This window comes from Fibrella aquatica, from assembly GCF_041321135.1.
Classification (GTDB): Bacteria; Bacteroidota; Bacteroidia; order Cytophagales; family Spirosomataceae; genus Fibrella; species Fibrella aquatica.
Genome location: NZ_JBGGWF010000008.1, coordinates 229,973 through 256,110, shown reverse-complemented (window position 1 = coordinate 256,110; position 26,138 = coordinate 229,973). Strand labels below are relative to the sequence as shown.

Sequence of the window (26,138 nt, the reverse complement as noted above, 5' to 3'; positions counted from 1 at the left end):
GTTGCGGTGGCTCTGCTAAACAACCAACGTATCTATTAGCAGAGCCACCGCAACGGCGGACCGGCTTAATTCTTAATTCTTAATTCAATCAGCGCTCTAATCGCCAACTCATAGCCTTGCAACCCTAGCCCCACAATGACGCCTTTGCATTTGGCCGACAGGTAACTGTGGTGACGGTATGATTCACGGGCGTGGACGTTACTGATGTGAACCTCGATGGCCGGGGCCGTAACGGCCGACAGCGCATCGGCAAGGGCGATAGACGTGTGGGTGTAAGCACCTGCATTGATCACAATACCGTCGATGGTGAAACCGAGTTCGTGAATTTTATCGATCAGTTCGCCTTCGTGATTCGACTGGAAATAGCGCAGTTGCACATCGGGGAAAAGCGCTTCAACCGTTTTCAGGTAGTCGAGAAACGTTTGACTGCCGTAGATGTGCGGTTCACGTTTACCCAGCAAATTCAGGTTAGGGCCGTTGATAATAAGAATAGAGGTCATGATCTTGTGCGTTACACCACCGCAAAGTAACAGGCCCCGCGCCGATTATTTATCAACAGGCGGTTGTTTCGGCACTGCTCCCGACTTTTGCGACACCATGTGGGAACGATATAGTAACGCCTTTAAAAATTACATGCGGCTGGAACGGTCGCTGTCCGAAAATTCCATCGATGCCTACCTGCACGATGTGGCGCGGCTGCACGAGTACATTCAACTGTCGCACCCGGAGATTGGGCCATTGCAGGTCCACGAAGGCCATATTTCCGGTTTTCTTCAATACGTGGGTGAATTGGGGCTGGTGGCGCACAGTCAGGCCCGAATGCTGTCGGGCGTGAAGGCTTTTTTCAAATACCTGTTGCTCGAAAACCTGATTCAGCACGACCCGGCCCATCGCATCGAAGGCCCGAAATTGGGTCGCAAGTTGCCCGATACGCTCAGTTTTCCCGAGATAGAACAGTTACTGGCGGCCATCGATCTTTCCTCACCCGCCGGGCCTCGTGACCGGGCGGCGCTTGAAGTACTCTACAGTTCCGGCCTTCGTGTATCCGAACTGCTCGACCTTAAGTTAACCGACTGCTATTTCGATTCGGGTTTTGTTCGGGTCATGGGAAAGGGAAACAAAGCGCGGCTAGTGCCCATCGGTGGCGATGCCATCAAGTACACGACCATGTACGTGGAGCACACCCGTAGCCAGATTGACATTCAAAAGGGCGACGAAGACACGCTGTTTCTGAACAGGCGCGGCACCAAACTATCGCGCATCACGATCTTCACGACAATCAAAACGCTGGCAGCAACGGCGGGTATCACGAAAACGATCAGCCCGCACACGTTCCGGCATTCGTTTGCCACGCACCTCATCGAAGGTGGTGCCGACCTGCGCGCCGTTCAGCAGATGCTAGGCCACGAATCCATCACCACCACCGAAATCTACACCCACCTCGACCGCGACTACCTGAAGCAAACGCTAGTGGACTTCCACCCGAGGGGGAGGAGATAGTTTGTGGTTTGTCGTGTGAGGTTTGTGGTTGCGCTGCTAACTCAACTTGATTATGACTTAGCAGCGCAACCACAAACCTCACACGACAAACCACAAACTTGTCACTTCCCGTCAAACAACCGACGGATGACGTCTTGCTGGTTTTTGGTGAATATGCCCCGGTCGGGCGATTCGGCCAGGAGGGTATTGGGTGGGTAATAACTGTGTTGGGTGTAGCTTTCGGCATACAGCTCAAATCGTTGCCGCGAGAGTAGATTGGCAACCCCCGTCCGCTGGCGGTATTGCCGTAGCGCGCTTAGATCTATATCGGCATTGGCTACCATACTTTCGCCATAGCCTGCTTCGGCTAGCACTAATCCTTTGTAATCGACTACTTTGGAACCCGCATCAGTTGAGCCAAACGGAATGGATACGCCCGACATACCAGCAGAATTGGCCGAGACCACGTATCCCATGTTTTCAATGGCGCGGGCCATTTTGCCCACGTTTTTCTGGGTTAGCATGGGGCTGCCAATCTCGGAGGTAGAGTGCAGGAATATCTCGGCACCACGCATAGCCAAACAGCGGGCCACTTCGGGATACAAAATCTCGTCGGAAGCAATGCACGCCAGGTTTCCGATGTTTGTTTTGGCCACCGGAAAAATTGAATCGTAGCCGTATGCCTCCAGGTAGTAAGCCCAAACATCATGCGGAGTTGGACTGTACAGCGAGTTCAGGCGACGGTAGCGCAAGATCACATCGCCACCGGGGCCAATGATGAAACTGGTCTGGAAATAAAGATCAGGAAAGAAGGGGTCTTGTTCGTAGGCATTGCCTGAAAAGTAAATTTTATGCCTTTGTACCATCGCCCCCAACGCTTCGTAGATGCGTCCGTCAAGTTCCAGCGCTGCCTTATCGCGCCATTCCACCAGGCTTTCGCCCATCGGAAATCCCGTCAGAAAATATTCGGGAACCACAATCAGCAACGTATCGCGACCGGCGAAATTGATCGATGCTTCGATCTGCTTATCAATCCGATCAATGGAAGCCAGCATAATTGTTTCGGCTTCCTCACGGGTCGTGGCCCTATTAACGGTTTGGCAGGTAAGTTGTAACGCTAGCGCTTTATACATGAGTGAAGGATGGAGTTAATGGGCCAAATTACAAAGATCAACCTGATTTCTGCGTTAACTTTCCGACATGAACTTCATTAACAACCGCGATTTTGCCCGTCAACTCGATCAGGCAGATCCACTCAGCATATACCGGGATCAGTTTCATATCCCGCACCGAAACGGACAGCCACTCATTTATTTCTGTGGCAACTCACTGGGCCTCCAGCCCAAAACCGCCCGCGCCGCGCTGGAGCGCGAATTAGCCGTTTGGCAGAATCTGGCCGTCGAAGGCTGGTTCGAGCACGACGAAACGCTTCAGCATACGCCCTGGCTGGCTATTCACGAGCAAAGTAAGCCGGCAATGGCCCATATTGTAGGAGGTACAGAAGCTGAGGTGTGCGCCATGAACAACCTCACGGTCAACATGCACCTGCTCCTCGCCTCTTTTTACCAGCCAACGCCGCAACGAGCCCGGATTCTAACCATCAGCGGTGATTTCCCGTCTGACCAGTATGCGCTGGAAACGCACATCAGCAGCCGTGGACTCGACCCTGCCGAGGTCTTGATTGAGGTAAGCCCGCGCGCCGGGGAGGAAACGTGGCGAATGGCTGATATACTCACGGCTATAGAAGAGCACGCCGATGAACTGGCGCTGATCTTACTCAGTGGTGTGCATTACTACACTGGCCAGGCCTTCGACATGGCGGCAATCTCCCGGCTCGCCGGGAAGTACAACGTACCTGTGGGTTTCGATCTGGCCCACGCGGTGGGCAACATTCCGCTGCATTTGCACGACTGGGGCGTAGATTTTGCGTTTTGGTGCTCCTACAAATACCTGAACGCCGGGCCGGGGGGCGTGTCGGGCATTTTCGTACATAATAAACACCACGCCAACACCAACGTACCCCGGCTGGCGGGCTGGTGGGGTTACGATCAGGCGCGGCGATTCGAAATGACCAAGGGTTTTGTTCCTATGCCGGGGGCCGATGGCTGGCAGGTCAGCACGCCAACCGTACTGGCTATGGCCGTACATAACGCCGCTGTGCAACTTACTGCAGAAGCAGGCATGGCCAACCTACGCCGTAAAAGCGAACGGCTCACGGCGTACCTGCATTTTCTGGTTGCCGATCTAGTACAGGTGCTTACCCCTACCGACCCCACGCAGCGTGGCTGTCAGCTCTCGTTACTGATTCCTGCCAACGGAAAAACCGTTTTCGGGCAACTTACCGAAGAAGGTATCATTGGCGACTGGCGCGAACCCAACTGCATACGTCTGGCACCTACAGCGCTCTACAACACATTTGAGGAAGTTTGGCAGGTGGGCAACGCGCTACAACGTTTGCTCACTATTGGCTGAAGGCAGGTGTTCAGGTACGTTGTTGCCAAGCCGCTCCTTGGCCGAAAGCGAAACACCATAGAAGATCCGCCGGATTGCCTCTTCAATTTCCGCCCAACCTTCGTCGCTTCCTACGTCGACACCCATAATCGTTCGTTTATCGTGCGCCATGAAGGTCAGCATCGTCATGCCGCTGATGATGATGGCTGCAAACGGGCGTCCGTATTTACTCTGAATTAACTCGCCCAATTGCTCAATCATGATGCGGAGTTTTTCTTCTTTCTGGAATGCAACCGGGTTGGGTGCGCCGTTTTGCCCGTTAAGCAAATCATTCCGTAAAAATCCCTGCGCTTGCGGATTGGCCCGTAGCAACCTGAATTCGGTGAGAATAAAATCGCAGCAAGCCTCAAAAAACACGTCAATAGGTGCGCCACGGAGCTTTTCAAGATCAATGGGAGGAGCCGTGACTATAGGCTGATATTTTTCATAATAAGCCCTAACAAGCCCATCCAACCCTCCAAAATAGCGATAGATCAGAATCTTATTAACCTTGGCTTTCTGGGCGACCCGATTAATGCGTACCTGTTCAAATCCGCCCTCGGTCAGTAATTCGTGGACTGCATCAATTAATCGTTGCTCAGTCTGTACTCTATCACGCGTCATATTGGTAAAGCCAATGGCTCACTGATTTAGGTTTATTTCGAAATCAGCAAAATCACCGGCTAAACATAACGATTAAGTGAACACAAACTACGAATGGTTTATAAAGCGGACGTTTTTAGTCAAACCCTCCCATTTTGTCCGCTTTATGGGCGACCGTTTGAATAATTCACGGAACACATCTTCCGTAATTTCTTCCCAATCATTTTTGGTCATCGCCGCCAATTCCGGCGATAGATTAAAGGCTGGTGTCTGGTGTGGTTTGGCGAATTTGTTCCACGGACAAACGTCCTGGCAGATGTCGCATCCGAAGATCCAGTTCTCGAATTTTCCGGCTACTTCCTGCGGAATAGCCTCTTTCAATTCAATGGTAAAGTAGGATATGCAACGGCTTCCGTCAACCACATACGGGGCCACGATAGCATCGGTAGGGCACGCGTCGATGCAACGGGTACAGGTGCCGCAGTGATCGGTAGTGGGGCCGTCGGGTTCCAGGTCAAGATCCAGAATCAGTTCGCCGATGAAGAAGAAGCTGCCCATTTTCTGGTTCAGCAGATTAGCGTTTTTACCCACCCACCCCAACCCCGATTTAGCCGCCCAGGCTTTGTCCATCACCGGTGCCGAATCAACAAAGGCCCGTCCTCCCACCTCCCCAATCTCGTCTCGAATGAACTGTAACAGATCGGTTAATTTGTCTTTCAGAACAAAATGATAATCGGTGCCGTAGGCGTACTTAGAAAGTTTATAGTCTTCGTTGCTCTCAGGAAGTCGATGGTCGGGTTCTTCGCCGGGGTAATAGTTCAGCAGTACCGATACCACAGACTTGGCCCCTTCCACCAGCAACCGGGGATCCAGCCGCTTATCGAAGTGGTTGGCCATGTAGCCCATTTGCCCGTGCATGTTACGCGTCAGCCACGCCTCCAACCGGGGGGCTTCTTCGGCCAGAAAATCAGCCCGGGCAACGCCGCAGAAGTCAAAACCCAGTTCGAGTGCTTTTGCTTTGATCTTTTGCGCGTTCGTCATCATAGGCCTATAATGATTTGTTGACCCGATAGGTTTCTAAGTTTCTTCAGGTACGTTTCCTTACTGAGTTGTTGATTTCCACGATAAAAATATCACCAACATTTATGAATTCTTACCCAGAATCGCATCACATCACAACTAACTAAATCATACTCTGATCTGCTATGAAAACGCTATCAATTGCATTAGTGCTATTAGTAGGCACAATGTCTGCCTCACTCGGGCAAGCTAAGAAACAACTGCTCAGCAAATCCAGCGAATTTTACCAGGCCATCGGCAAAAATGTTCGTTATCCAAGCGCCTCTAGCAGAGCCAACAGCGTGGCCAAGGCTTACGTAGGGTTCAACATCAACGAGCAGGGATCTATTGCTGATGTCGTTGTCTTGAATTCGACGAATGTGGATAGCCCGTTTTCCGAAGAAATTAAACGGGTGTTGACCAAACTCCCGGCTCAGAGCCAATCAGATGCAGGTAGTTATGTGATTCCGATTCAATTTCAACTCGAAACTGAACAGAAGACCATTCAGGCCAGAGATGAAAACAGCGATTTTCTTACGTCGTTGAAAGACAGAAAAATATTGGAAGAAGTGGTGGTGGTTGGCTACGCTAAATAATAGCGTCGACATTCGTCACGTACCCAGAATGGCAATGCCCAATCACTGATAAAACAGGATTGGGCATTGCCATTCTGGGTACGTTCGTTTTATGCGCTGGCGATCTGTGGGTTATCGCCTGACGTTTCGTCTTTGTTTTCCTTCTTCTTTCTCAATTCTTCCAGCCCTTTTTTACCGTAGGCCAGCTTCGTAATGGCCACGTATAATACAGGAACCACAAAGATGGCCAGTGACGTAGCGGCCAGCATACCACCCAGCACAGTGCGGCCAATAGTAGCTCGGGCTACACCACCAGCGCCGGTAGCGATAGCGAGCGGCACCACGCCCAAAATAAACGCCAGCGACGTCATCAGAATAGGGCGTAACCGCAACCGTACGGCTTCAATCGTTGATTCGAGCAGGTCTTCGCCTTTATCTACACGCTCTTTGGCAAATTCAACAATCAGAATGGCGTTTTTTGCTGCCAGACCAATCAGCGTAATTAACCCGATTTGCGCGTAGATGTTGTTGGTCAGATACGGGAACAGCGTTAGGGCCAAAATAGCCCCAAGGGCACCAATCGGCACCGACAACAACACCGAGAACGGAACCGACCAGCTTTCGTATAGCGCCGCCAGAAACAGGAACACAAACGCGATCGACAGCATGAAAATGAATACGGAGCTATTACCCGCATTGATCTCTTCGCGGCTCAGGCCCGAGAAGTCGTAAGAATAACCCGCCGGCAATACCTGGGCTGCTACCTCGCGCAGGGCATCGTTGGCCTGACTGCTACTGAAACCCGGTTTGGCAGCCCCGTTAATTTCCACTGATCGAAACAGGTTAAAGTGCGAAATCAGCGGCGCGTTTTCGATGACGCTCGTTTTTATAACCGCACTGAGAGGCACCAACTGACCGCCCTGATTTCTGACATAATACTGCCCCAGGTTTTTCACATCGGTACGGTACATGGTATCTGCCTGCGCCACCACCCGGAATTTACGACCATAGATAATGAAGTCATTCACGTACTGGCTACCCAGAAACGTTTGCATAGTGGTATACACTGAACTAACCGAAATACCCAGCTTTTTGCATTTCTCGCGGTCTACGTCCACTCGGTAAGCGGGCGATTTGGCCGTAAAATAGGTGAACGCGCGCCCAATTTCCGGGCGTTTAGAAGCTTCGGCCAGGAAATTCTGCACGACCCCATCGAAAGCCCTGACATCATCGTTGGTTTCGCGCTGCTGAATGACAAACGTAAAACCCGATGATTGCCCCAGCCCCGGAATGGCCGGCGGCTGAAGTACCTGTGGCCGGGCATCATTCAATCCGGAAAGCGCCTGTTGTAGTTTGACCACAATCGAATCAGCTTGCATGTTTCGCTCCTTTCGTTCGGCCCACGGTTTAAGCTGCATGAAAACCGTACCGCTGTTCGATTTGGAAGCGAACGTAACAGCGTTCAATCCACCCAACGCCGCGAAGTGATTTACGTAAGGTTGCTTTTTCAGAATATCCATGATCTGATTGAGCACCTCCAGACTTCGCGTTGTCGAGGCAGCTTCCGGTATTTCGTAGGTAACGATCAACCGACCTTCATCTTCCGTTGGAATAAAGCCGGTGGGTTTGGCCCGGAAAAGCAGGCCCGTTCCAATATAAAGCACCACCAGTCCCACAATAACCAGCGGTGTAGCTTTGATCAGCCGGTTTACGCTGTTTGAATAGGCGTTGGTTACCTTCTCGAACCACTGGTTAAACTTGTAGAAAAACTTGTTCAACCCCGTCGAATTTTCGTCGATGTGCATGGGTTTGAGCATCAGCGTACAGAGTGCTGGTGTCAGCGTCAGGGCCACGAAAGCCGAGATCAGTACCGAAGCGGCAATGGTGATGGCAAACTGCTGATAGAGCCGCCCCACAATACCAGGAATGAAGCCTACCGGCACGAATACCGCGGCCAGAATCAGGGCGATGGCAATAACCGGAGCCGATATTTCACGCATTGCCTCCATAGTCGCCTCTCTGGGCGACTGGCCTTTGTCGAGGTTTACCTGCACAGCTTCCACCACCACAATGGCATCATCGACCACAATACCGATGGCCAATACGAAGGCAAAGAGCGTTAGTGTATTGATAGTGAATCCAAGTGGAATGAATAGCGCGAACGTACCTATGATAGACACCGGAATAGCTAACAGCGTGATTAGCGTGGCGCGCCAGCTTTGCAGAAACAGGAACACCACCAGAATCACCAGCACCAGCGCTTCAAGCAGCGTTTTCACTACTTCTTCGATAGACACGTCGATAACGGATACCGACTCAAAAGGCACCACATACTCAATGTCTTTCGGGAACGTCTTTTTCAGGTTGTCCATCGCTTCGTACACGCCTTTGGCGGTGGCCAGCGCGTTACTTCCCGGCAACTGATACACTAGCAGGTACGAGGCCCGTTTGCCATCAACGAACGAGTTACTGGCATACGAAAACTTACCCAGTTGAATACGCGCTACATCTTCCAGACGAACCAGCGAACCCGTTGCCGGATCACTACGAACGATGATTTTGCGAAACTCGTCTTCTTTGCTGAGACGACTATTGGTAAACACCGAATACTCGAACGCCTGCGAACCGGGTTGAGGAGGTGCGCCCACCGAGCCGCCAGCCACCTGTAAGTTCTGCTCCTGCAAAGCGGCTACTACCTGATCGGGCGTTAGTCCCAATTGCGCCAGCCGGTCGGGCTTAAGCCAGATTCGCATGGAAAAATCATCAGCGCGGCTAAAAATGTCGCCTACACCTGGTACCCTTAACAAAGCATCCCGTATATATATATTGGTATAATTATCCAGGAAGGAAACGTTGTGTGTGCCTTTGGGCGAGTACATAGCTACCAGCATGAACAGCGACGGATTCCGTTTCCGAACCACTACGCCGAGCCGGGTTACCTCCTGCGGTAGTTGCGGCTGCGCAATACCTACGCGGTTCTGCACGTCGAGCGCGGCAATGTTTACGTCGGTACCTACTTTAAAGGTCACGTTCATGCTCATGCGACCATCGTTGGTTGCATTGGTCTGCACATAGTCCATCCCGGGAGTTCCGTTCACCTGCGTTTCAATCGGCGTAGCCACGGTTTGCTCCACCGTTTGCGCATCAGCACCGGTATACGTACCTGTCACCTGCACCACCGGAGGCGTGATATCGGGATATTGACTGACCGGCAAATTCAGTAAAGCCAGCACACCCAGCGCCACAATCACGATGGATGTTACAATGGCCATCACCGGCCGATTTATAAAAATTTCTGCGAACATATTTTTCCTGTTTCACCGAACGTTGACCGGTGTGCACTACTTGTTTTCTCACACCGGGTAAAACCTGGTGTAATGGTGTCAATTATTTCACCGTGGCTTTCACCCTTGTTCCTTCACGGAGTTTCTGGGTACCTTCCGTAACAACGATTTCACCTTCATTCAAACCCCCTTTCACAATTACCTGATCATTGACCCGGGCACCAAGTGTCAGTTTTTTCTGAGTCACCTTACTGCTATCGCCGACCACATAGGCGAAGTATTCACTCATTTGCTCGGTCACAGCCTGATACGGTATCATAAGTTGCGGCTCACGGGTAGCATTTTTCACCCGAATATTTCCGTTGATACCTACTTTAAGCTGCCGACCCGGATTCGGGAACGAGACGCGAACACGTAACGTACCTGTCTGTGGATCAACGGCACGGTCTATGATTTGTACCGTTCCTGGGTATTTGTAAACGGTACCGTCGGTCAGCACAAACAGCAGCATCGAGTCGCGGACGGCATTGGGCTGTTTTTGCAGAGCCGAAAAGCGGGCAATCATCGAATCATCAGCCTGGATGTCAACGGCGATCGGATTATCAGCCGAAACCGTATTAAGCGGAACAGCACCGGGTGCAACCGCAGCCCCCAAACGTACCTGTGAAATACCGATGGTACCATCGAGCGGCGAGTAAATGGTCGTATATTTCAGGTTAGTAGCTACCTGGCGAATGTTGGCTTCGGCCGCTGCTACCTGCATTTGGGCGGCTTCGAGCGTTGCCGAGGCATTATCAACTACCTGCCGGGCAATAGCATCTTGCTGAGCCAGCGTATTATATCGATTGGCATCTTTCTGAGCACGGTTCAGGTTAGCCTTCTGCACATTCAGATTAGCCACGGCCTGATCATAACCAGCGCGATATTGTTGCGCGTCAATCGTGTACAATTTTTGCCCTTTACGGACAATCTGACCATCCTGAAAGAAAATTCCCGTGATGTTGCCGGCTACCTGCGGCTGAATCTCTACTTCGCGCAGAGCCGTTACTGTGGCCGGATACTCCTCATAATAGGTAGCATTGCCTTTCATTGCTTTTATAGCCGTGACGGGTGTGGGTGGTGGTGGAGCTTGCTGTTGCTCGTCTTTTTTGTCACCACAGGCAACCAGCAGCCCTGCCGTTGCCACTACTATAAAAATGGTTATACTCTTTTTCATCGCGTTGAATTTGTCGGGCATTAATAAGTGATGAGACCAAGCGCACGCTGTACGTCTAGTTTACTGATGATAACGGCATAGAGGGCGTTGAACACGTTGAGTCGTGCGGTTTGCAGATCAGCCTGCGCAATCGTTACGTCCAAGTACGTTCGAATGCCGGAACGGTATTGCAGATCCACGATTCGGTAAACATCCTGGGCCAGGGCCTGATTTTCGCGCAACGCCTCATAACTGGCCAGATTCCCTTTATAGGTGGCCAGTGCCTGTGCGTATTCGGCATCGACCGAACTGGTCAACGCCGTCAGATCCCATTGCAGTCGCCTCGATTGAAGTTCGGCTATGCGGGTCTGCTGAGTTCGCCTGCCACCCTGAAAAATGGGAAAGATCACCGACAGACCGATGAGTGAGTTAGGAAACGTCTGATTGTATAGCTGCGGAAAAACGTTGTTCTGATAGAGCAGGTTGTAGTTGGCGTTGGCGTTTACGGTGGGCAGAAACGACCAGCGATTATAGCGAACATTGGCGTCAAGGAGTTGGCCCTGCGTTTGCAGCAATTGATACTCAATCCGCGACTTTGGATTAACCAGCAAGGTGGTATCCATCGTGATTTCGTTAGCCAGTTGAAGCGTGTCATACGTTAATGCCAGTGGTGAGGTGGGTGGGTATCCCATCAATTGCTTCAAGGCCTGTGCCTTCGCTCCCACCAGTTCCTGATATTGTTTACGCTGAGCCAGGGTATTATTGAGCGCAATTTTAGCCCGTTGTGGATCCGTTTTGTCCACTACACCACTTTCATACTGGTTATTGGCATCTTGCAGACTACGCTGCAATCGAAGAATGTCCTCGTTCAGAATCTCGATTTGCCGCTGGGTCAGTATGACATCGTAAAACGCCTTGCTCACATTCACCGTCACCTCGATCTTGTCATTGGCCGTCACTTGAGCCGCCTGTAGTCTATATGTATCGGCGGTTCGACTGGCAAGCAACACGTCACGGTTAAAGATGCTTTGTGTCAGCGAAAACGAAACGGTCGATGTGTTCTGGGCGCCAAGGGCTACCGGCCTTCGTTCGCCAGTGGTTGCATCGGGAATTAGCGTAACCGGGAGTTTCAGGAAATGAACCAGATTATAGCTACTGTTAATCTGCGGATACCAGGCCGCCAACGCACTACGCACCGACCGGTCTGCTATTTCCTGATCAATCAGTCGCTGGCGAATAACTGGGTTGTTGGCGAGTGCATACTGAACGCAGTCGGTCAGGTAGGCTTGTTTCCCTTGCAAGTCGGGCGCGTTTTGCCCAAAGCATCCGACATTAAATAAGACAAGTAATCCTGAAAAAAATACAAACGAACTGATTTTCATAACGTTGTGAGCAATAATTGCACGTTGCAAATTAGATGGTCAACAGGGTTTACTACCTGAAAATTCCGGAGTTTTGTTTTTGTTTGGCTTCAGCGTGTACCTCTGTATAACCGATAGCCATCTAATTGTTTACGCATCAGCAGAATCCTTACTATACGTAGCTAAACCGCTTTTGCGCAAGTCTGTCTCTTGTCTATGGTCTGACAAAGTTGAGTACTAGCGAGTTTTCATATGTAATTAGTAGACTTAACGCTCAATATATTTAGGTCATCAGAGACTATGAGGCCGCTATATTTAGGGAGAACCCGGAATCAGGTGTGTTTTTTTGAATTTGCGAAAATGATCAATAATCCATTTTCAGATGGCTAGTGTTTTGGTAAGTGTTAAAAATATATAATGTCCTATATTTAACAACGTATACAGCCCATTTACAGAGCCTTATGAAGCTAATTACACATCAAAATAGACTTAAGAGTCAGACCGTTGCCTAAAATCTTTCATGGAGTAACCCTTGATTTCAGTTACTGTAGTTGTATTTTGCCATCGAAACAAAAATAAACTGTACGTATGCACAGACTTATCCGACTTATGGCGGGCGTTGCGTTCCTCTATGCGGGTACGGCGTCCACCTATGCACAGCAAGCCGACACTGTGCGCCGTAATCAGGCCGCAGACCGCTATGCACCCCGTGAACGAATTTTCGACCTCGGAAAAAAAGGGTACACAGACACTGTCCAACGGGCCAGCTTTAAGTCTCAGTATCCAACTTTGACTGAGTTAGAAGATTGCGACACCACTCTTCAAACATTTGCTCTTGTACGTCGTATCTCCCCTTGGCGGGTTGGTGCCTTTATCGGACCTGCTTTCGCTTACTGCGGTAGCTTCGACGCTACATTTGGCCCTAACCGGCGCGACAACTCTCTGTATAATGGTACAGGGATCAACACAACATTTAATGCTGACTATTTCTTCTCTCGTCCCGAGCGCAAGCTTAAGCTAGGGTTGAGTGCAGCATTGGGTTACCAAAACTTCTATACACGTAATGTATGGAAAGATGATTTTCTTGCTCTTGCTAGTGGTCGTGGTATTCCGGCAGCCAACGTATTTCTGCGTAACAAGCCTCAGGAAGACTTTTTCCTGACAATCGGTCCTGTTCTCTCGTGGGAAATTGGTCGCCGCAGAACGCCGATCTCTACAGGCACGTTTATTGAAGCCGCCATTCGTGGTGGTCTCTACCGTACAGAATCGGCATTCCTGGGTGCCACTGTACCAACAGGGAACCCACTAACAGGCGAACAGCTTGTTCGGGTAGTTGCTCCAAGTAACAAGTTGTTGCATCTGGGCGGTAATGCCTCATTGGGTATCTTCTTCCCATTGCGCAACAACTGGCACCTTGGTTTGCAGGCGCAGGGTTATTACACGAAGCTTAATTACATGATCTTCGATGGTGGTTCGCAAAACGTAACCAACAGCGTATACGAATTTCAGCGTTTGCACGGTGGATTCACCGCGGGTGTTGCCGTTCGCAAGAGCTTCATTCAGAAACGCCTGATCCCGAAAGCACCAACGTTCTGCCCAACCTGCGATTCGATTCCAGCCCTGGCCGTCAATTTCCGCAACACGCCGCTTAACGGCCTGACGCTCGTTTCTGACAGCATTCCAGACAACGTATCGGCGCCAACGATCAGCTGGAGAAGCACGACGATCAATCCTCGCAACGAAACCTTCACGGCTCGTCTGTACTACCGTCCAGACACAGTTAGCAGCACTTCAGCCGCTGGTGATCAGGTAATCGCTCAGGTTGTTGACACACGCGACACTACACTGACTTTCCCATCGCAGTACCTGCAGAATGGTAAGCCAAGCCGTGGTTTCTACTACGTAACGGTGCATAACCATCAAACAGCCGCCTGTGGCGATTGTATGAGCGAAGTTGCCACTACAAGCTTTGCTATCCTGGGTGGCCCAACAGGTCCGCTGACTCCGCCAAGTGGTCCATGCGAGTTCCGTCACAAGCTGGAGCGTCTGGAAGTATATTACCGCAACCCGTATACGCGTGAAGTAGCCAATGTATGTTACTGTAACGGTCAGATTACGTCGGTTGGTGATACTACTACTCGTCTGCGCTACCGTACGCTGAACCGTAAACTGGCTTCACAACCATTCGAATTCGATACTACTGCCCTGATTCTTGACATCCGTGAACTGCCTGGTGACCTGGCACGTACACTGCAACAAGAGAAGACGCAGATCGAAAGTGGTCGTGCAATTCGCTTCAAAAACCGTCGGGTACGTCCGCAAGTACAGTACTTCCGCGCTGTATTTAGTGTAACGCAACTCCCATGCAACGGTCAGCCAGAGCGCGTTGTTGGTCAGTTCAACACCATCATCAGCGACAACACGTATTCGATCACCGATCTGAAGCCGCTGAACGCTCAGCAGTATCAGAAACTTATCACGCCTCCTGCACCAGCAAGACGTCGTCGGTAGAGTAATCGATTAAGTTCAGAATGCAGAAAGCCGGATCAAACGATCCGGCTTTCTGCGTTTAAGTGATAAAGTAAATAGTCAATTTATTTACAATACCGTGAAGGAGGCAATGGCTGCATACTGTTTGTACCGCTCTGTTTTACTAGCTTTCTGCTTAGCAAATATGTACAGAGTCTGCGCGCCACGACGCGGTACATTTACGTTTAGCTGATAATTACCGCCCGATCGGGTCACCGAATGCTTGACCTGTGCATGGGTTCGCCCACCTCTTGGACCAACAGCGCACCAAAATTCAACATTGCCTTCGTTGGCCAAATCAAGCGTTACGTTATCTGCTCCTCTGATTATGCCCTGTTTTGGGAAATACGGAGTAAATCCCAGATTGAAATAGGCATCGTAGTACTTTGGAAACCGGTCAAAATCTGCTTTAGTAACCGCTCGTGAAAGCAGCTGCCAACGTGAGTCGAGTGGTAGATGCTGCGAGATGAAGGCTTGCGGGTCTGTCAGAAAGTAGAAATCGTTGGGCACGCCTTTCTGCGCCGTGGTGCTTGCCCAGGTCAGGTCGATCAGATACCAGTCACCATCAAGCTTCACCGCATTCCATTCATGGTCGATGCCGCCGGTGGGATAGCCAGCCTGCGCATCGGTGTAGCGGGCATAGCCTTTCACGGTAGTTACCTCTACCCCTGCCTGATTAAGCAGGTGCTTATACAACATGGCAAAACCAGAACAAACCGCCCGCCGACTTTGCAAGATCCGACTGGCATAGTATGTTTCAGACGAGTAATGGCTTCCTGAATAAACCGCCAGATCGTATTTCACGTGCGATAAAATCCAGGCGTAAACAGACCGGGCTTTGGCCAGATCAGACCGGGCAGGGGCTGTTAAATAGGCGCTGAGCGTTTTTAAATCTTTTGCATGAGCCTCCGGCGTTCTCCGGGCATAGGTGTCAATCGCCTCATATTCATTGGGCGCAAGGGTGGTTACAGAAACCGAATTCGGTATTGTTCTGGGAGTCAATGCCGTAGTGCCAGCTAACAGGAAAGCGGCAACAATGGCGGGAAGGGTGTATTTTCGCATACCTCAAGTCAATCACACAACTAATAACCCGGATGCGCTTTCTTTTATTGTTTTCGCTCTTCAGCCAATTCCTGACTATGCCCGAAGCTACTGCCCAAACCAACCCTCCTATCGGTCAAAAATCGCCGATGGTTACCTTTTCTTTCCGGATGAAACCCGGTCAGGACCTGAAAGAAGAACTGGATAGAGTGGTGCGCGAAGAACGCATAGAAGCAGGGTTGATACTCACCTGCGTGGGGAGTTTGACCGATGCCTCGTTACGATTGGCTAATCAGGAGAAAGCAACAACGTACACGGGCCACTTCGAGATTGTGTCGCTTGTAGGTACGTTATCGCTCAAAGGCAGTCACGTGCATTTATCCGTTTCTGACTCGACAGGCCGTACGCTGGGCGGGCACTTAATGCCGGGCAACAAAATTTACACTACGGCTGAAATCGTCATTGGCATCCTGCCAGACCTGCTATACACCCGCGAGCCTGATCCCACATTTAGCTACCGCGAACTGGTTGTCCGTAAAAAAAAGCGAAAATGAACAGATCGGCGACGTAGCCTTTACTTACCCAGATCAGCCATCAGTTCATCGGCCAGTCGATAGCCCGCCAAAGCCACCTGACGCTGCGCAATGGGCTTCACCGTTGCCACGTAGTCGGGCGGGAGAACGGTTCCTTCCTCATCGGTTCCCGGCATCAGGGTATTACTCCGATACGCGTTGTCCTGCGCGAGTTGAAAACTCTCCTTCGACCAGCTGGCAATATCTGATTTACCCAACTGCGGCAATTGTTCACGACTTACTGCCTGACGAGTCAGAACAGCTAGGTTTCGGGCAGCCTGAAAGTCGTCTTCACCCAGCAACATCCCGTCCCAGAAAGAATGCAGGTTAATGGTTCTGCTACTCATCATCACCTTAATCTTGAATAGGTTGCCGCCCCTGTCTCCGTCCGGAAACTGCTTACCAACCAGGGCGGTGGCGTGTAGTGGCTGATGAATATCGCCGGTGAGATGGAATAGCCAGCAAATAGCAATGGCTTTGGAACTGTCGGGTGCGTTACTGGCCAGTACCTGCCGATTTTGCTCGAAAGCCTGGAGAATATTTTCTCCCGTGGCCAGTGTCGTATCGGTTCGGGCCATACCCTGCTCGGGGGCATACACGTAGTTGATGTAATGCCAGGTAGGATGGTCGTAGGCGTTGCCTCGAATATCGTCGGCCCAGCGGGCGGCGAGCATAAACAGATACTGGTTACGGTCATCTTCCGAAAGACTGGCGTCGTTGAGTTTACCGGCCCACCGTTGCTGATATTCAGGATGCTGACGTAAAATGGCTACAACCCTGGCAAGTGCCTGGGGTGAACGTACCTGCATATCACGATAGGCGATTGCCCCGGTTGCCATATGCGTGGCTTTATTCCAGCCATACGACGGCGTAGATACAGCCATTGTCAGACACAGACAGGCGGAGAGAAACGGCAGGGCAAAACGATTCATGAGTTTATTTACGTTGACCCCTGCAAGGTAAACATAGCAACGTACCTGTGCAATTGGCTAGCCAACTCGTTCGTTAGCCGCTCTGTCACACTTTGCGGGTTTCGGGCTGATTCACCACCGACAGTTGAAAAACATCGGGCCGGGCGTAGTGACCTACGCAATCGAAATCCAGCTTGCTTTTAATGAGTTCCGAAAAATCCAGATCAGCCGTCAACAAGCCTTCCTGATCCCAGAGCGGACCAGCCAGAATGTCGCCCATGGGTGAGATAATAACACTACCACCCCGACTCAATATATCGGGTTCGTCGGCAATTTCCTGCTGATACCGTTCCGGATAATCAGCTTTGGTCACGTATTGATTGCTGGCCAGCACGAAGCACCTACCCTCCAGGGCAATATGTTGCATGGTCGATTGCCAGGCCGGCCGGGCATCGGCCGTTGGGGCCAGATAAATCTGAACGCCTTTCTGATACATAGCTGTTCGGGCCAGTGGCATGTAATTTTCCCAGCAAATCAACCCGCCAATGATGCCGAGTTCAGTATCGAAACTGACCAGCGAATCGCCGTCACTTTGCCCCCAGATAAACCGTTCGAGGCCCGTGGGTTTCAGCTTTCGGTGTTTGCCCAACAGGCTTCCGTCACGCCCAAAATAAAGCAGGCTACAATGCAACGATCCGCCAATTGGCTCCCGCTCGGTGACACCCAAACCAACGAACATACCGGCGGCACGAATGGCCTCGCTGACCCGCTGCATTTGTGGCGATCCAATCTCAATGCTGTTTGTCCAGTAATCGAGCCACATAGCCCTTCCCTCTTCAGACCGTCGACCAATCACGGCATCGAACCGAAGCCCACGAGGATAACAGGGAATAAACGTTTCGGGAAAGAGCAACAGTTGACAGCCTTGTTGCACCCCTTTTTCGATCCAGCCTATGACCAGATCGATACTTTTTTCAAGATCAAAAAGGGCGGGGGTTGCCTGAACAACGCCTACTTTTACGGTTTTATCTGACAGTGGCATAGCACGAATGTACAGTAAATGCCAACCACCCCGCCCATTCGTCGGCAACAATTACGACTTGCTCTGCTCTACTTTCTCGTCGATCGGAATCACCTTCACATCGCGCTCCCTTTCCGTTTGTTCCACATAAACGGCGTGATCGGCAGGTTCAATTCTAATACCAAAATGGTTGGCATATACCTGCGTGAACTCGGCGCCGAAATACAGAATGGCCGCTGTGTAGTAGATCCAGGTCAGCACTACAATCAACGAGCCCGCCGCCCCATACGATGAACTTGTTCCGGTGGTATCAATATAGATGCCAATTACGTAGCGACCCAGCATGAACAGCAGAGCCGTAAACAGAGCACCCCAACGCACATCTTTCCAGCCAATTTTAGCATCGGGCAGCACTTTGAAGATAACCCCAAACAAGAGCGAGATAACGGCCGTACTGATTAGGAAATTGATACCGCTCACCACATATATGCTAAGTCCTGGCAACAGGCGTCCCAATCGGTCGCCCAACGCCAGAATGAGGCCATTGATAACCAATGAAACCAATAGAAGAAACCCAAGACTGACCACAAGGGAAGAAGAGAGCAGTCTGTCTTTAACAAGCTTAAGCCATCCTTTTTCAGGCTTTGCTTTCACGCGCCAGATCAGGTTGATCGAATCCTGAATCTCAACAAAAATAGTGGTAGCACCAATCAGCAACGTACCTATACTGATGATCAGCGCGCTGTTTGTTTTACCCGACAGCCCCACATTTTTGATCATGTCCTGAATCTGCTTAGCGGCTTCGTTGCCGACCAGTCCGTTTATCTGCTTAAAAATCTGGCCCTGAATCGCTTCTTCCCCTAGAAATATGCTGGCTAAAGACATTATCAGCACCAGAAGCGGAGCCAGTGAAAAGATGGTGTAGTAGGCTAAAGCGGCGCTTAGTTTCAGCCCACGATCGTCCATGAAGCTATTGCCGCTATCACGTAGTACAATCCATGCGTTTGCGAAAAAGCCCTTTTCCGTATTATTGTTTTCCTGTTGAGTAGTCATCTTAATGGTGACGAGTGCATAGGTCTCCCCCACCTCATCGGCAGTCGAAGCCTTTCGTCATAGAGATAACTGTGCCAAAACGAAGTTGTTGGTAACCAGACGTGGGCGCTACCCCAACCATGACTATACGGTCATACACTAGTTTCAACGATGCCGGCTGTTGTGGTTCAGGTAATCGCCTACGATTTATCTACGGCCGCGATAAATACATGATTGATCGGCTCTTTCAGGCGCTCCCAGATTGACAGTTGTTCGGGATAATGCCTATCTTTCCAGCCTTTCTCCTAACGTCTTCTTCTATGAATCGCAATATTTTGATCGTTACCGGCGATGGTGGCGAAAGTTACGAAACCCTCTATGCCGTACACCGTTTTCAGGAAGAGGGTGATTCAGTCCGTATTGCTGCCCCTAGCAAACGGCGACTCAACCTGGTGATGCACGATTTCGAACTGGGCTGGGATACCTATATCGAGCGGCCCGGCTATTGTCTGGCTTCTGATCTGACCATACAAGACGTGGTTGTGGAGGAGTATGATGCCATTTTGTTGCTGGGTGGCCGCGCCCCCGAATACCTGCGTAACCATGCCGTTCTGCTGGATGTCGTCCGCGAGTTTGACCGGCAGGGGAAATGGGTCTTTGCGATCTGCCACGGAATTCAGATTTTGGTCACGGCTGGTTTAGCCACTAACCGCACGTTGACAGCTTATGAGCATGTCCGCACAGAAATTGAGATGGGCGGTGGCACGTATTCGACCCAACAAGCCGTACGTGACAAAAACATAGTCACGGGCCAGACCTGGCAATCACACCCCGAATTTTATCGGGAGGTATTTGCCTGCCTCAACGAAGCGCAATCGGTAGAGAAGTAAAGCGAAATTGGGTGTGGCTCAGGTGGCTCACAACTTCGTGCTTTTGGAAGAAGGCAGTAATTAACCTCGGCCGCTGGCATACTGCCTTAAGTATAATAATTCGCGTCAACCTGACTTCTGATGAAGCTGGTGACCTATAAGTGTCTTTTTCGATTAGTATTAGTGTAGAGGCAGTGCATAAACAGTTCGAGTAGCTAATGTAGTTGGATTCTCTCCCGGTCTTTCAACAAGTAGATCAGACAATTCAACTACAACTCTATCCCCAGCAGTAGCCTTCCAACCTGTTCCAGATGGAGTTTTTGAACTTGGGTAGTAGTGGGAAGTAGCAACTCTGCGAGTCCCGCTGACCAGTGTAACGACAGCTTTTTTTAGCACTATCTTTTCGCGGGCAGGGTCTGGCGACTCAATATCAATTCTAAAGTCGTTGGTTGACGCGGGCATTCCCAGTTTTGGATCAATCAAGTTTCCATCGACGTAGAATTTAACGCGGAATACAGGGGTACGCACTTTCGAGCTTTGACTAGAGGCCTGAGCACTTGCCCAGCTATTTGCCAACAGTACACCACATAAGAAGAGCAGGCTAAAACGGGTCATGGAGAAGCAGATTTGTGCGTTTAATATGGAACGCATAGACCTGATTTTTCTTACAATAACTGGATATCAGTCCATTTTACTTTTATCTGTTTCGTACAAACGTAGATCACACTACCTCCTTGCCAACATTTAACTATTTCTTATCTGTGTTTTGCTTAACACAGAAAAACCCGCAGATCAGCTTGATTTGCGGGTTTTTGAAGAAATCTTGGTAGGACGTAGCGGGCTCGAACCGCTGACCTCCGCCCTGTCAAGGCGGCGCTCTGAACCAACTGAGCTAACATCCTGTATCCGTCTGGCTACACTAGCTGCCGAACGGGAGTGCAAATTTACGCAACTTCAGGTTTTTTCAAACGAACGCCGTACACTTTTTGTGACGGGATACGAGCCAATAACGCTAACCCAATGATAAACAGCACCAACAATGCCAGAATACTATTGCGCATGCTGCCCGTTACCTGCTCAACGTACCCATAAATGAACGTACCCACCACAATCGATAGCTTTTCGCATACATCATAGAAGCTGAAATATGAGGCCGTGTCGGTGGTAGGGGGCAGTAGCTTGGAATAGGTTGACCGCGAGAGTGACTGTATGCCGCCCATAACCAGACCCACAACGCCGGCCACAATGAAGAACTGCATTTGCGTGGTTACAAAATAGGCCGCCACGCAGATGCCGATCCAGATCACCACGGCCCCCATGATGGCGTATGTATTACCAATTTTTTCCGATAGTCGCGCAAAGCCGTAAGCGCCGGGAATAGCCACCAGTTGAATCAGCAGAATAGTGATAATCAGGGCGCTCCCTTCCATCTTCAACTCGTTGGAACCGAACAGTGTGGCCACATACATCACCGTTTGTACGGCCATATTATACACAAAAAAGGCGATCAAAAATCGTTGAGTCAGTGTCTGTTCTTTCAATTGGTTGAACACTTTTCGTAACTCGTGGAAACCGTTGAATAGCCAGTTGCCGCCGCTTTCGCTGCTGGCTTTTCTGACCCCGTCGGGCAAAACCCGGAACGGAATCTGGGCGAAACCAAACCACCATAGTCCTACGGTCAGAAATGAGATCCGCGAGGCTAATCCGCTCGATATACCGCCAAACCATTCTGGCTTTAAAATCATCATGAGGTTGAAAATCATCAACGCCACACTACCGATATAACCCATTGAAAAGCCGCGCGCACTGACCCGGTCAAACTGGTCTTCGGTGGCAATATCGGGCAGGTAGGAGTTGTAGAAAACGATACTGCCACTCCACCCAACAAGACTCCAGGCAAAGCAAAAGATGGCGAATGTAGTGGTCTCTTTGGTGAAAAAGTATAGTAACGCACAGGCAATGGAACCGGTGTAACAGAAGAACTTCATGAACGCCTTTTTCTTGCCGCTATAATCGGCCAGGGCGGTGGTGAAGGGGCTGATAATCGCCACAAATAGCATCGCGGCCGAAACCGTGTAGGAGAACAGCACCGAGTTCTTGATGTTTAATCCCAGGAAATTAATCACTGGCCCACCTGCCTCATTCAAAGCCGTCGCCGAGAAATAGACCGGGAAGATGCTGGATACAATAACCAGCGAATGAACCGAATTGGCCCAGTCGTAGAGTGTCCAGGCGCGAATGACGCGGGGATTATTTTTCATTACAAAAGTATCAGATGAGCCAGAGTGTGTCTTTTCGAACGTAATAAAGCTTATTATTCCAGAATACGCGCCACCAGATGTCGGTGCTACCCACAATATTCACCTTATTGCCCCGGCCCAGCGTTACTTCGACCGGTGCGGCTGCCGACGGATCGGTTCGTAAAAAAACCTGTGGGGCGTTTGTAATACCGGCATCATAACCTTCTGGCAAGTTGATGAAAATGAGCAGCGCTACGAAATAAACCAGAATAAGCGTTTTCAATTGCGCTGAGGTGGGCTCGTTACGCATAGACTTGATGAGCAACACGCTGAATACGTAGGCCCCCAGCAAGAGCATGACCAGCAACAGGTACACGCCGTATTGACGGTAGAAGAGATAAAAATAATTCAGGTCGCTGGTTTCGTAACCGGTGAGGTTGTTGGCACGCGCAAAGTCATTCATTTTCCGAAGAACGGCTCCGTCGGGATGGCGCTTGAAGTACACTTGCAGGAAATAAAGCACTTTAGCCACGTCGCCCTGCTGTTCGTAGGTACGTGCCAGTTTGAGCAACATGGGATCGGTAGCTGGCTGGCCATCCACCATCGCCGACTCATAGTATCGCGATGCTTCGGCCCAGTTTCCCACGCGGTACAGCGAATCGGCCAGAGCAATGAGGTTCTCTTTGGGTACTGTCTGAGCAAATAGGGCTGAGGGCCAGAACAATGCCCGCAAAACCCCCAGAAATAGGAATATTTTTACGAGGAAGGCTTGCATTGGGCCAAATTACGCAATAATTTTGCATCGCGATTCAGGAAACGGTCATTTAATCTGCTGCTGAAATTGCCCGATCTGGTAGCTCAGCTGGTAGAGCAATACACTTTTAATGTATGGGTCCTGGGTTCGAATCCCAGCCGGATCACGAGTAACAAAAAGAGGGCTGGTAGCATTGCGCTACCAGCCCTCTTTTTGTTGTTCAAGGTTTAAAGTCTAATGTTCAATGTTGCTTTGCTAACCCACGCATTTGGGAATTAGCGAAGCAACATTGAACTTTAAACTTTGAACAAAATTAAAACGGTAAATCTCCGCTGTTGTCATCATCGAACGATGAATTGAACGGTACGGCGGTAGGCTGGGCAGCGCGTGGCTTGCTGGCCGCTGGAGCCGATTGGCCCTGACCACCTGTGCTTCCTTCTGCCCCGTCGGCCGCTTCAATACGCCAGACGCGGGCTTCGGTATACCAGCGTTCGTTGTACTCCCGCGACTCCAGATTGAGGCTCAGTTTCAGCATATCGCCGGGAGCATATTGCTTCAGATCATTGACCTTATCGCCCCAAAGCGACACGCATACTTTTTTGGGAAACTGATCGGTAGTTTCTACCACAAATTCCTGCTTCTGCCAGGTGCCATTCTTGCCCTGACCCGTCACTTCCGGCAGCGTTTTTATCAGCTTGCCCACTAATTCAAGTGCCATATACTTAATTGATTCGGTTTGGAAAGCCAGTCAGATACAGCTTGTTCTGCTGTAGCAGGGTTTCTGTATCCACCGGTTCATACCCCTAAATTACGAAATTTTGGCCGATTTTCAGCGATTCCATTGACATTATCCCCTTGTTCACCTACTTTTGCATCCACAATAAAACACGGCCACGTGGTGAAATTGGTAGACACGCCACTTTGAGGGGGTGGTTTCGCAAGATGTGGGAGTTCGAGTCTCCCCGTGGTCACAACGGCATTGTAAACGGTCGTTTCGAAAGCCCTGATTACTAACGTAGTCAGGGCTTTTTCGTACGCCATTCACTAGCCGAAACAATCAACTGTCTCGGTTTATTTGTTCAGGTCACGATAAGTGATCACCTGTTCAACAGTGGTTAACGCGATGCCATCAGCCTCGGCATAGGGGTAAACAAAATAGTTGAGCGGCTGCTGTTGGCTAGGGTGCAACATCAAATCACGGCCCCGACTAAATTCGATGCGATTTTCATCGTGGGCACCGAAAAAATAGGTTCGCCGCGACGGGTTTTTAGCCGCCTCAGAAGCATCGATCGGGATCCAGCCCAGCGATTTGCTGTAGAACTCAGCCCAGCAATGATAACCACTCAATTGCCCGCCCAATCGGTCGGGCGGTAACGAAAAACCAATCGCAAATCGAGCCGGAATACCCAGCGCCCGACAGTAACCAATGAAGATGGCATGAAAATCGGTGCAGTTGCCGCGCCGGGCATCACAGGCGTAGTAGATATCGCCACGGCCCCAACCGGTGCCCGTTTTGTCATACTTCACGGTGGCAATCACATGATTGTAAATAGCCCGCGCCTGCTCAAGGTCCGTAGTAGCGCCCACTGAGTCGACCACAGCTTTGGCCCATCGCCTGATGGTTGGATCGATAGGCACCAGCCGATCGGATTGTAACCAACGCGGATCAACCGGTTCATCAGCAGGGTGGTTGGCGTTAAGCCCTACCGGAGTCAGTGGCCGCCTGTGTTCCTTTCGCGTGGCCCTGAATTGCACATCAACCGCAAAGCCCTCATCCGGCGGGTTATTTACTTTGACGTGCAACAACCGGTTACCATATTCAGCCGAATCGAGCTGGTACGGAAAGGGGGAGCTGATAGTCAGATCGGTGATCTGCTGATAAGGACTGTCGTGCGGAATGGGAATCCATACATCGATGGTCCGGGTTGACGGCGGTAGCTTGCCGACCATCGACTTATAGCCAAACTGAACGGTCCGGGTACGTGGAGCAGAAGCACTGGCTGCGAACAACGCCAGCAGAAACAGGCCAGTTATCCCCTGAAATACGAAGGGCACACGCCATCTCGCCCTTCGATTTGTGTTCATTTTTCGTTGCATTCATCTGTATAAGGCTCCCCGCAACGGGCTGGTTCCCAAATCAGATTGAACGGAAGACACCATAAAGGCCGAATCCAGCAATCAGGTTAACAGAACGCACCTGCTTTGGTAGACGGCAACTAGCTACAGCGAGTAATAGCCCTCAGCAACCGCCTTGTCGGGAATGGCTTCATAATTGGCCATTGTCTTCAGGTTGATCTCAATCGTTTGGGCGATGGTGGTCATGGGCGTGTCGGTAGGCTTATTCTCGAAGGGGTCCTGGAGCTGAATGGCGCTCTTATCGATGAGCAGAAAAGCAGAGGCAATCACCGTAACCAGCGGTACATCGAGTAAATCGAGATCGGCTTCAAAACAGAACGGCAAAATGGCCGCGAACAGATAAATAAACACCTGCATGTTGAACGTGTAGGTGCGTGGAAAAACTGTATTCTTGATTCGTTCGCACCGCCCCATCGAATCGGTTAGCTTAGTCAGTAATTCTCCCAAACTCACCATCTGATAATCGGTTAGTTGCCCTTCATCATACAGTTGCCGAACAGCCAGCCCATGCTCCAACAGCAGGGCATTGGGTTTGTTGTCGAACGACATGATATAGCGGGCATTAGCCGGTGGCAGAAAATTGCGCAGGTGATCGCCAACGTCCATTCCCCGCAATGAATCGCCCAGGACATAGCACCACGCACATTGACGCTGCACAAACGAGCGAATGATCGAATCACGATCTGGCCCCTGAGGAACAAACATTTGCAATTGCCGGATAAACGAACGACTGTCGTTGACAATGGCTCCCCAGGCAATGCGGGCCTCCCACCAGCGGTCATACGATTGATTGGTGCGAAAGGCAAGCAGTAATGAAATACAGGTGCCAATCAGGGCGGGCACGGCAATAGGAATGGTCAGGAACCGAAGACCAAAAAAGTGTTTGAGGAACACAACCAGATTGGCGAACAGAAAAATGTATAACGCTTCCCGGCGAATCTTTCTAAAAAAGAAGATGAGCGGAATAGGTTTATCAAGGAGCATATG

At 50.6% G+C, this 26,138-nt stretch carries 23 protein-coding genes and 3 tRNA genes; 8 read left to right on the top strand and 18 right to left on the bottom strand.

Annotation, left to right across the window (positions count from 1 at the left end; translation table 11 throughout):
* Positions 1 to 65: 65 nt before the first annotated feature.
* On the bottom strand, positions 66 to 500 hold the full coding sequence (gene aroQ / locus ACAW87_RS18560; protein ID WP_370725132.1) for a type II 3-dehydroquinate dehydratase: 435 nt from the start codon (positions 498 to 500) through the stop codon (positions 66 to 68).
* A gap of 97 nt (positions 501 to 597) precedes the next feature.
* Between aroQ and xerD the strand changes: the two genes are divergently transcribed.
* Positions 598 to 1,500 carry a site-specific tyrosine recombinase XerD gene (gene xerD, locus ACAW87_RS18555; RefSeq protein ID WP_370725139.1) on the top strand — a complete coding sequence of 301 codons (903 nt, stop codon included), beginning with the start codon at positions 598 to 600 and terminating at the stop codon, positions 1,498 to 1,500.
* A gap of 101 nt (positions 1,501 to 1,601) precedes the next feature.
* Here xerD and ACAW87_RS18550 read toward each other — a convergent pair whose 3' ends face one another.
* Positions 1,602 to 2,612 (bottom strand): nitrilase-related carbon-nitrogen hydrolase, encoded by a 1,011-nt coding sequence (locus ACAW87_RS18550; protein WP_370725131.1) that lies wholly within the window; start codon positions 2,610 to 2,612, stop codon positions 1,602 to 1,604.
* A 67-nt stretch (positions 2,613 to 2,679) separates the two neighbouring features.
* On the opposite strand from ACAW87_RS18550, the gene kynU reads away from it, so the two are divergent.
* Entirely contained in the window at positions 2,680 to 3,951 is a 1,272-nt protein-coding gene (gene kynU / locus ACAW87_RS18545) for a kynureninase (RefSeq protein WP_370725130.1), read from the top strand.
* On the opposite strand, the gene ACAW87_RS18540 is transcribed toward kynU, so the two are convergent.
* Together ACAW87_RS18540 and queG are read right to left on the bottom strand one after the other, a co-directional pair.
* Positions 3,925 to 4,593 (bottom strand): TetR/AcrR family transcriptional regulator, encoded by a 669-nt coding sequence (locus tag ACAW87_RS18540; protein WP_370725129.1) that lies wholly within the window; start codon positions 4,591 to 4,593, stop codon positions 3,925 to 3,927. The two genes, kynU and ACAW87_RS18540, sit on opposite strands and share 27 nt — an antisense overlap.
* A gap of 87 nt (positions 4,594 to 4,680) precedes the next feature.
* Positions 4,681 to 5,616 (bottom strand): tRNA epoxyqueuosine(34) reductase QueG, encoded by a 936-nt coding sequence (gene queG, locus ACAW87_RS18535; RefSeq protein ID WP_370725128.1) that lies wholly within the window; start codon positions 5,614 to 5,616, stop codon positions 4,681 to 4,683.
* Between the two features lie 161 nt (positions 5,617 to 5,777).
* On the opposite strand from queG, the gene ACAW87_RS18530 reads away from it, so the two are divergent.
* The gene (locus tag ACAW87_RS18530) at positions 5,778 to 6,227 is read left to right on the top strand and encodes a TonB family protein (RefSeq protein WP_370725127.1); all 450 of its coding nucleotides are present in this window, start codon (positions 5,778 to 5,780) and stop codon (positions 6,225 to 6,227) included.
* An 89-nt stretch (positions 6,228 to 6,316) separates the two neighbouring features.
* Here ACAW87_RS18530 and ACAW87_RS18525 read toward each other — a convergent pair whose 3' ends face one another.
* From ACAW87_RS18525 to ACAW87_RS18515, 3 genes are all read right to left on the bottom strand, one after another.
* Positions 6,317 to 9,511, bottom strand: a complete 3,195-nt coding sequence (locus ACAW87_RS18525; protein WP_370725126.1) for an efflux RND transporter permease subunit — start codon at positions 9,509 to 9,511, stop codon at positions 6,317 to 6,319.
* Between the two features lie 82 nt (positions 9,512 to 9,593).
* Complete coding sequence (locus ACAW87_RS18520; protein ID WP_370725125.1) at positions 9,594 to 10,706, bottom strand: efflux RND transporter periplasmic adaptor subunit; 1,113 nt, start codon at positions 10,704 to 10,706, stop codon at positions 9,594 to 9,596.
* A gap of 20 nt (positions 10,707 to 10,726) precedes the next feature.
* Positions 10,727 to 12,067, bottom strand: coding sequence for a TolC family protein (locus ACAW87_RS18515; protein WP_370725124.1), 1,341 nt, complete (start codon positions 12,065 to 12,067; stop codon positions 10,727 to 10,729).
* A 567-nt stretch (positions 12,068 to 12,634) separates the two neighbouring features.
* Between ACAW87_RS18515 and ACAW87_RS18510 the strand changes: the two genes are divergently transcribed.
* Positions 12,635 to 14,557 (top strand): hypothetical protein, encoded by a 1,923-nt coding sequence (locus tag ACAW87_RS18510; protein WP_370725123.1) that lies wholly within the window; start codon positions 12,635 to 12,637, stop codon positions 14,555 to 14,557.
* An 87-nt stretch (positions 14,558 to 14,644) separates the two neighbouring features.
* On the opposite strand, the gene ACAW87_RS18505 is transcribed toward ACAW87_RS18510, so the two are convergent.
* Positions 14,645 to 15,637, bottom strand: a complete 993-nt coding sequence (locus tag ACAW87_RS18505) for a transglutaminase domain-containing protein (protein WP_370725122.1) — start codon at positions 15,635 to 15,637, stop codon at positions 14,645 to 14,647.
* Between the two features lie 32 nt (positions 15,638 to 15,669).
* Between ACAW87_RS18505 and ACAW87_RS18500 the strand changes: the two genes are divergently transcribed.
* A complete protein-coding gene (locus tag ACAW87_RS18500; RefSeq protein WP_370725121.1) occupies positions 15,670 to 16,170 on the top strand; it encodes a PPC domain-containing DNA-binding protein in 501 nt (166 codons plus the stop codon).
* Positions 16,171 to 16,190: 20 nt separating this feature from the next.
* Here the strand turns inward: ACAW87_RS18500 and ACAW87_RS18495 are convergent, their stop codons facing one another.
* The 3 genes from ACAW87_RS18495 to ACAW87_RS18485 form a co-directional block, all read right to left on the bottom strand.
* Positions 16,191 to 17,120, bottom strand: coding sequence for a S1/P1 nuclease (locus ACAW87_RS18495; RefSeq protein WP_370725120.1), 930 nt, complete (start codon positions 17,118 to 17,120; stop codon positions 16,191 to 16,193).
* 85 nt (positions 17,121 to 17,205) lie between these two features.
* Positions 17,206 to 18,141: a carbon-nitrogen hydrolase family protein gene (locus tag ACAW87_RS18490; protein WP_370725119.1), complete on the bottom strand. Its 936-nt coding sequence runs from the start codon at positions 18,139 to 18,141 to the stop codon at positions 17,206 to 17,208.
* 51 nt (positions 18,142 to 18,192) lie between these two features.
* Positions 18,193 to 19,173: a YihY/virulence factor BrkB family protein gene (locus tag ACAW87_RS18485; protein ID WP_370725118.1), complete on the bottom strand. Its 981-nt coding sequence runs from the start codon at positions 19,171 to 19,173 to the stop codon at positions 18,193 to 18,195.
* Between the two features lie 299 nt (positions 19,174 to 19,472).
* Here ACAW87_RS18485 and ACAW87_RS18480 point away from each other — a divergent pair, with 299 nt between their 5' ends.
* On the top strand, positions 19,473 to 20,042 hold the full coding sequence (locus tag ACAW87_RS18480) for a DJ-1/PfpI family protein (RefSeq protein ID WP_370725117.1): 570 nt from the start codon (positions 19,473 to 19,475) through the stop codon (positions 20,040 to 20,042).
* Positions 20,043 to 20,201: 159 nt separating this feature from the next.
* Here ACAW87_RS18480 and ACAW87_RS18475 read toward each other — a convergent pair whose 3' ends face one another.
* The 4 genes from ACAW87_RS18475 to ACAW87_RS18460 form a co-directional block, all read right to left on the bottom strand.
* Positions 20,202 to 20,672, bottom strand: a complete 471-nt coding sequence (locus tag ACAW87_RS18475; RefSeq protein ID WP_370725116.1) for a hypothetical protein — start codon at positions 20,670 to 20,672, stop codon at positions 20,202 to 20,204.
* A gap of 173 nt (positions 20,673 to 20,845) precedes the next feature.
* Positions 20,846 to 20,923, bottom strand: a tRNA-Val gene (locus ACAW87_RS18470).
* A gap of 42 nt (positions 20,924 to 20,965) precedes the next feature.
* Entirely contained in the window at positions 20,966 to 22,282 is a 1,317-nt protein-coding gene (locus ACAW87_RS18465) for an MFS transporter (RefSeq protein ID WP_370725115.1), read from the bottom strand.
* 10 nt (positions 22,283 to 22,292) lie between these two features.
* Positions 22,293 to 23,036 carry a hypothetical protein gene (locus ACAW87_RS18460; RefSeq protein WP_370725114.1) on the bottom strand — a complete coding sequence of 248 codons (744 nt, stop codon included), beginning with the start codon at positions 23,034 to 23,036 and terminating at the stop codon, positions 22,293 to 22,295.
* Between the two features lie 72 nt (positions 23,037 to 23,108).
* Between ACAW87_RS18460 and ACAW87_RS18455 the strand changes: the two genes are divergently transcribed.
* Positions 23,109 to 23,181 (top strand) — tRNA-Lys (locus tag ACAW87_RS18455).
* 147 nt (positions 23,182 to 23,328) lie between these two features.
* Here the strand turns inward: ACAW87_RS18455 and ACAW87_RS18450 are convergent.
* Positions 23,329 to 23,733, bottom strand: coding sequence for a DUF3127 domain-containing protein (locus tag ACAW87_RS18450; RefSeq protein WP_370725113.1), 405 nt, complete (start codon positions 23,731 to 23,733; stop codon positions 23,329 to 23,331).
* A 171-nt stretch (positions 23,734 to 23,904) separates the two neighbouring features.
* On the opposite strand from ACAW87_RS18450, the gene ACAW87_RS18445 reads away from it, so the two are divergent.
* Positions 23,905 to 23,986 (top strand) — tRNA-Leu (locus ACAW87_RS18445).
* A 100-nt stretch (positions 23,987 to 24,086) separates the two neighbouring features.
* Here ACAW87_RS18445 and ACAW87_RS18440 read toward each other — a convergent pair.
* Both ACAW87_RS18440 and ACAW87_RS18435 read right to left on the bottom strand, forming a co-directional pair.
* On the bottom strand, positions 24,087 to 25,070 hold the full coding sequence (locus tag ACAW87_RS18440; protein WP_370725112.1) for a transglutaminase-like domain-containing protein: 984 nt from the start codon (positions 25,068 to 25,070) through the stop codon (positions 24,087 to 24,089).
* A gap of 165 nt (positions 25,071 to 25,235) precedes the next feature.
* On the bottom strand, positions 25,236 to 26,135 hold the full coding sequence (locus ACAW87_RS18435) for a bestrophin family protein (RefSeq protein ID WP_370725111.1): 900 nt from the start codon (positions 26,133 to 26,135) through the stop codon (positions 25,236 to 25,238).
* Positions 26,136 to 26,138 lie beyond the last annotated feature (3 nt).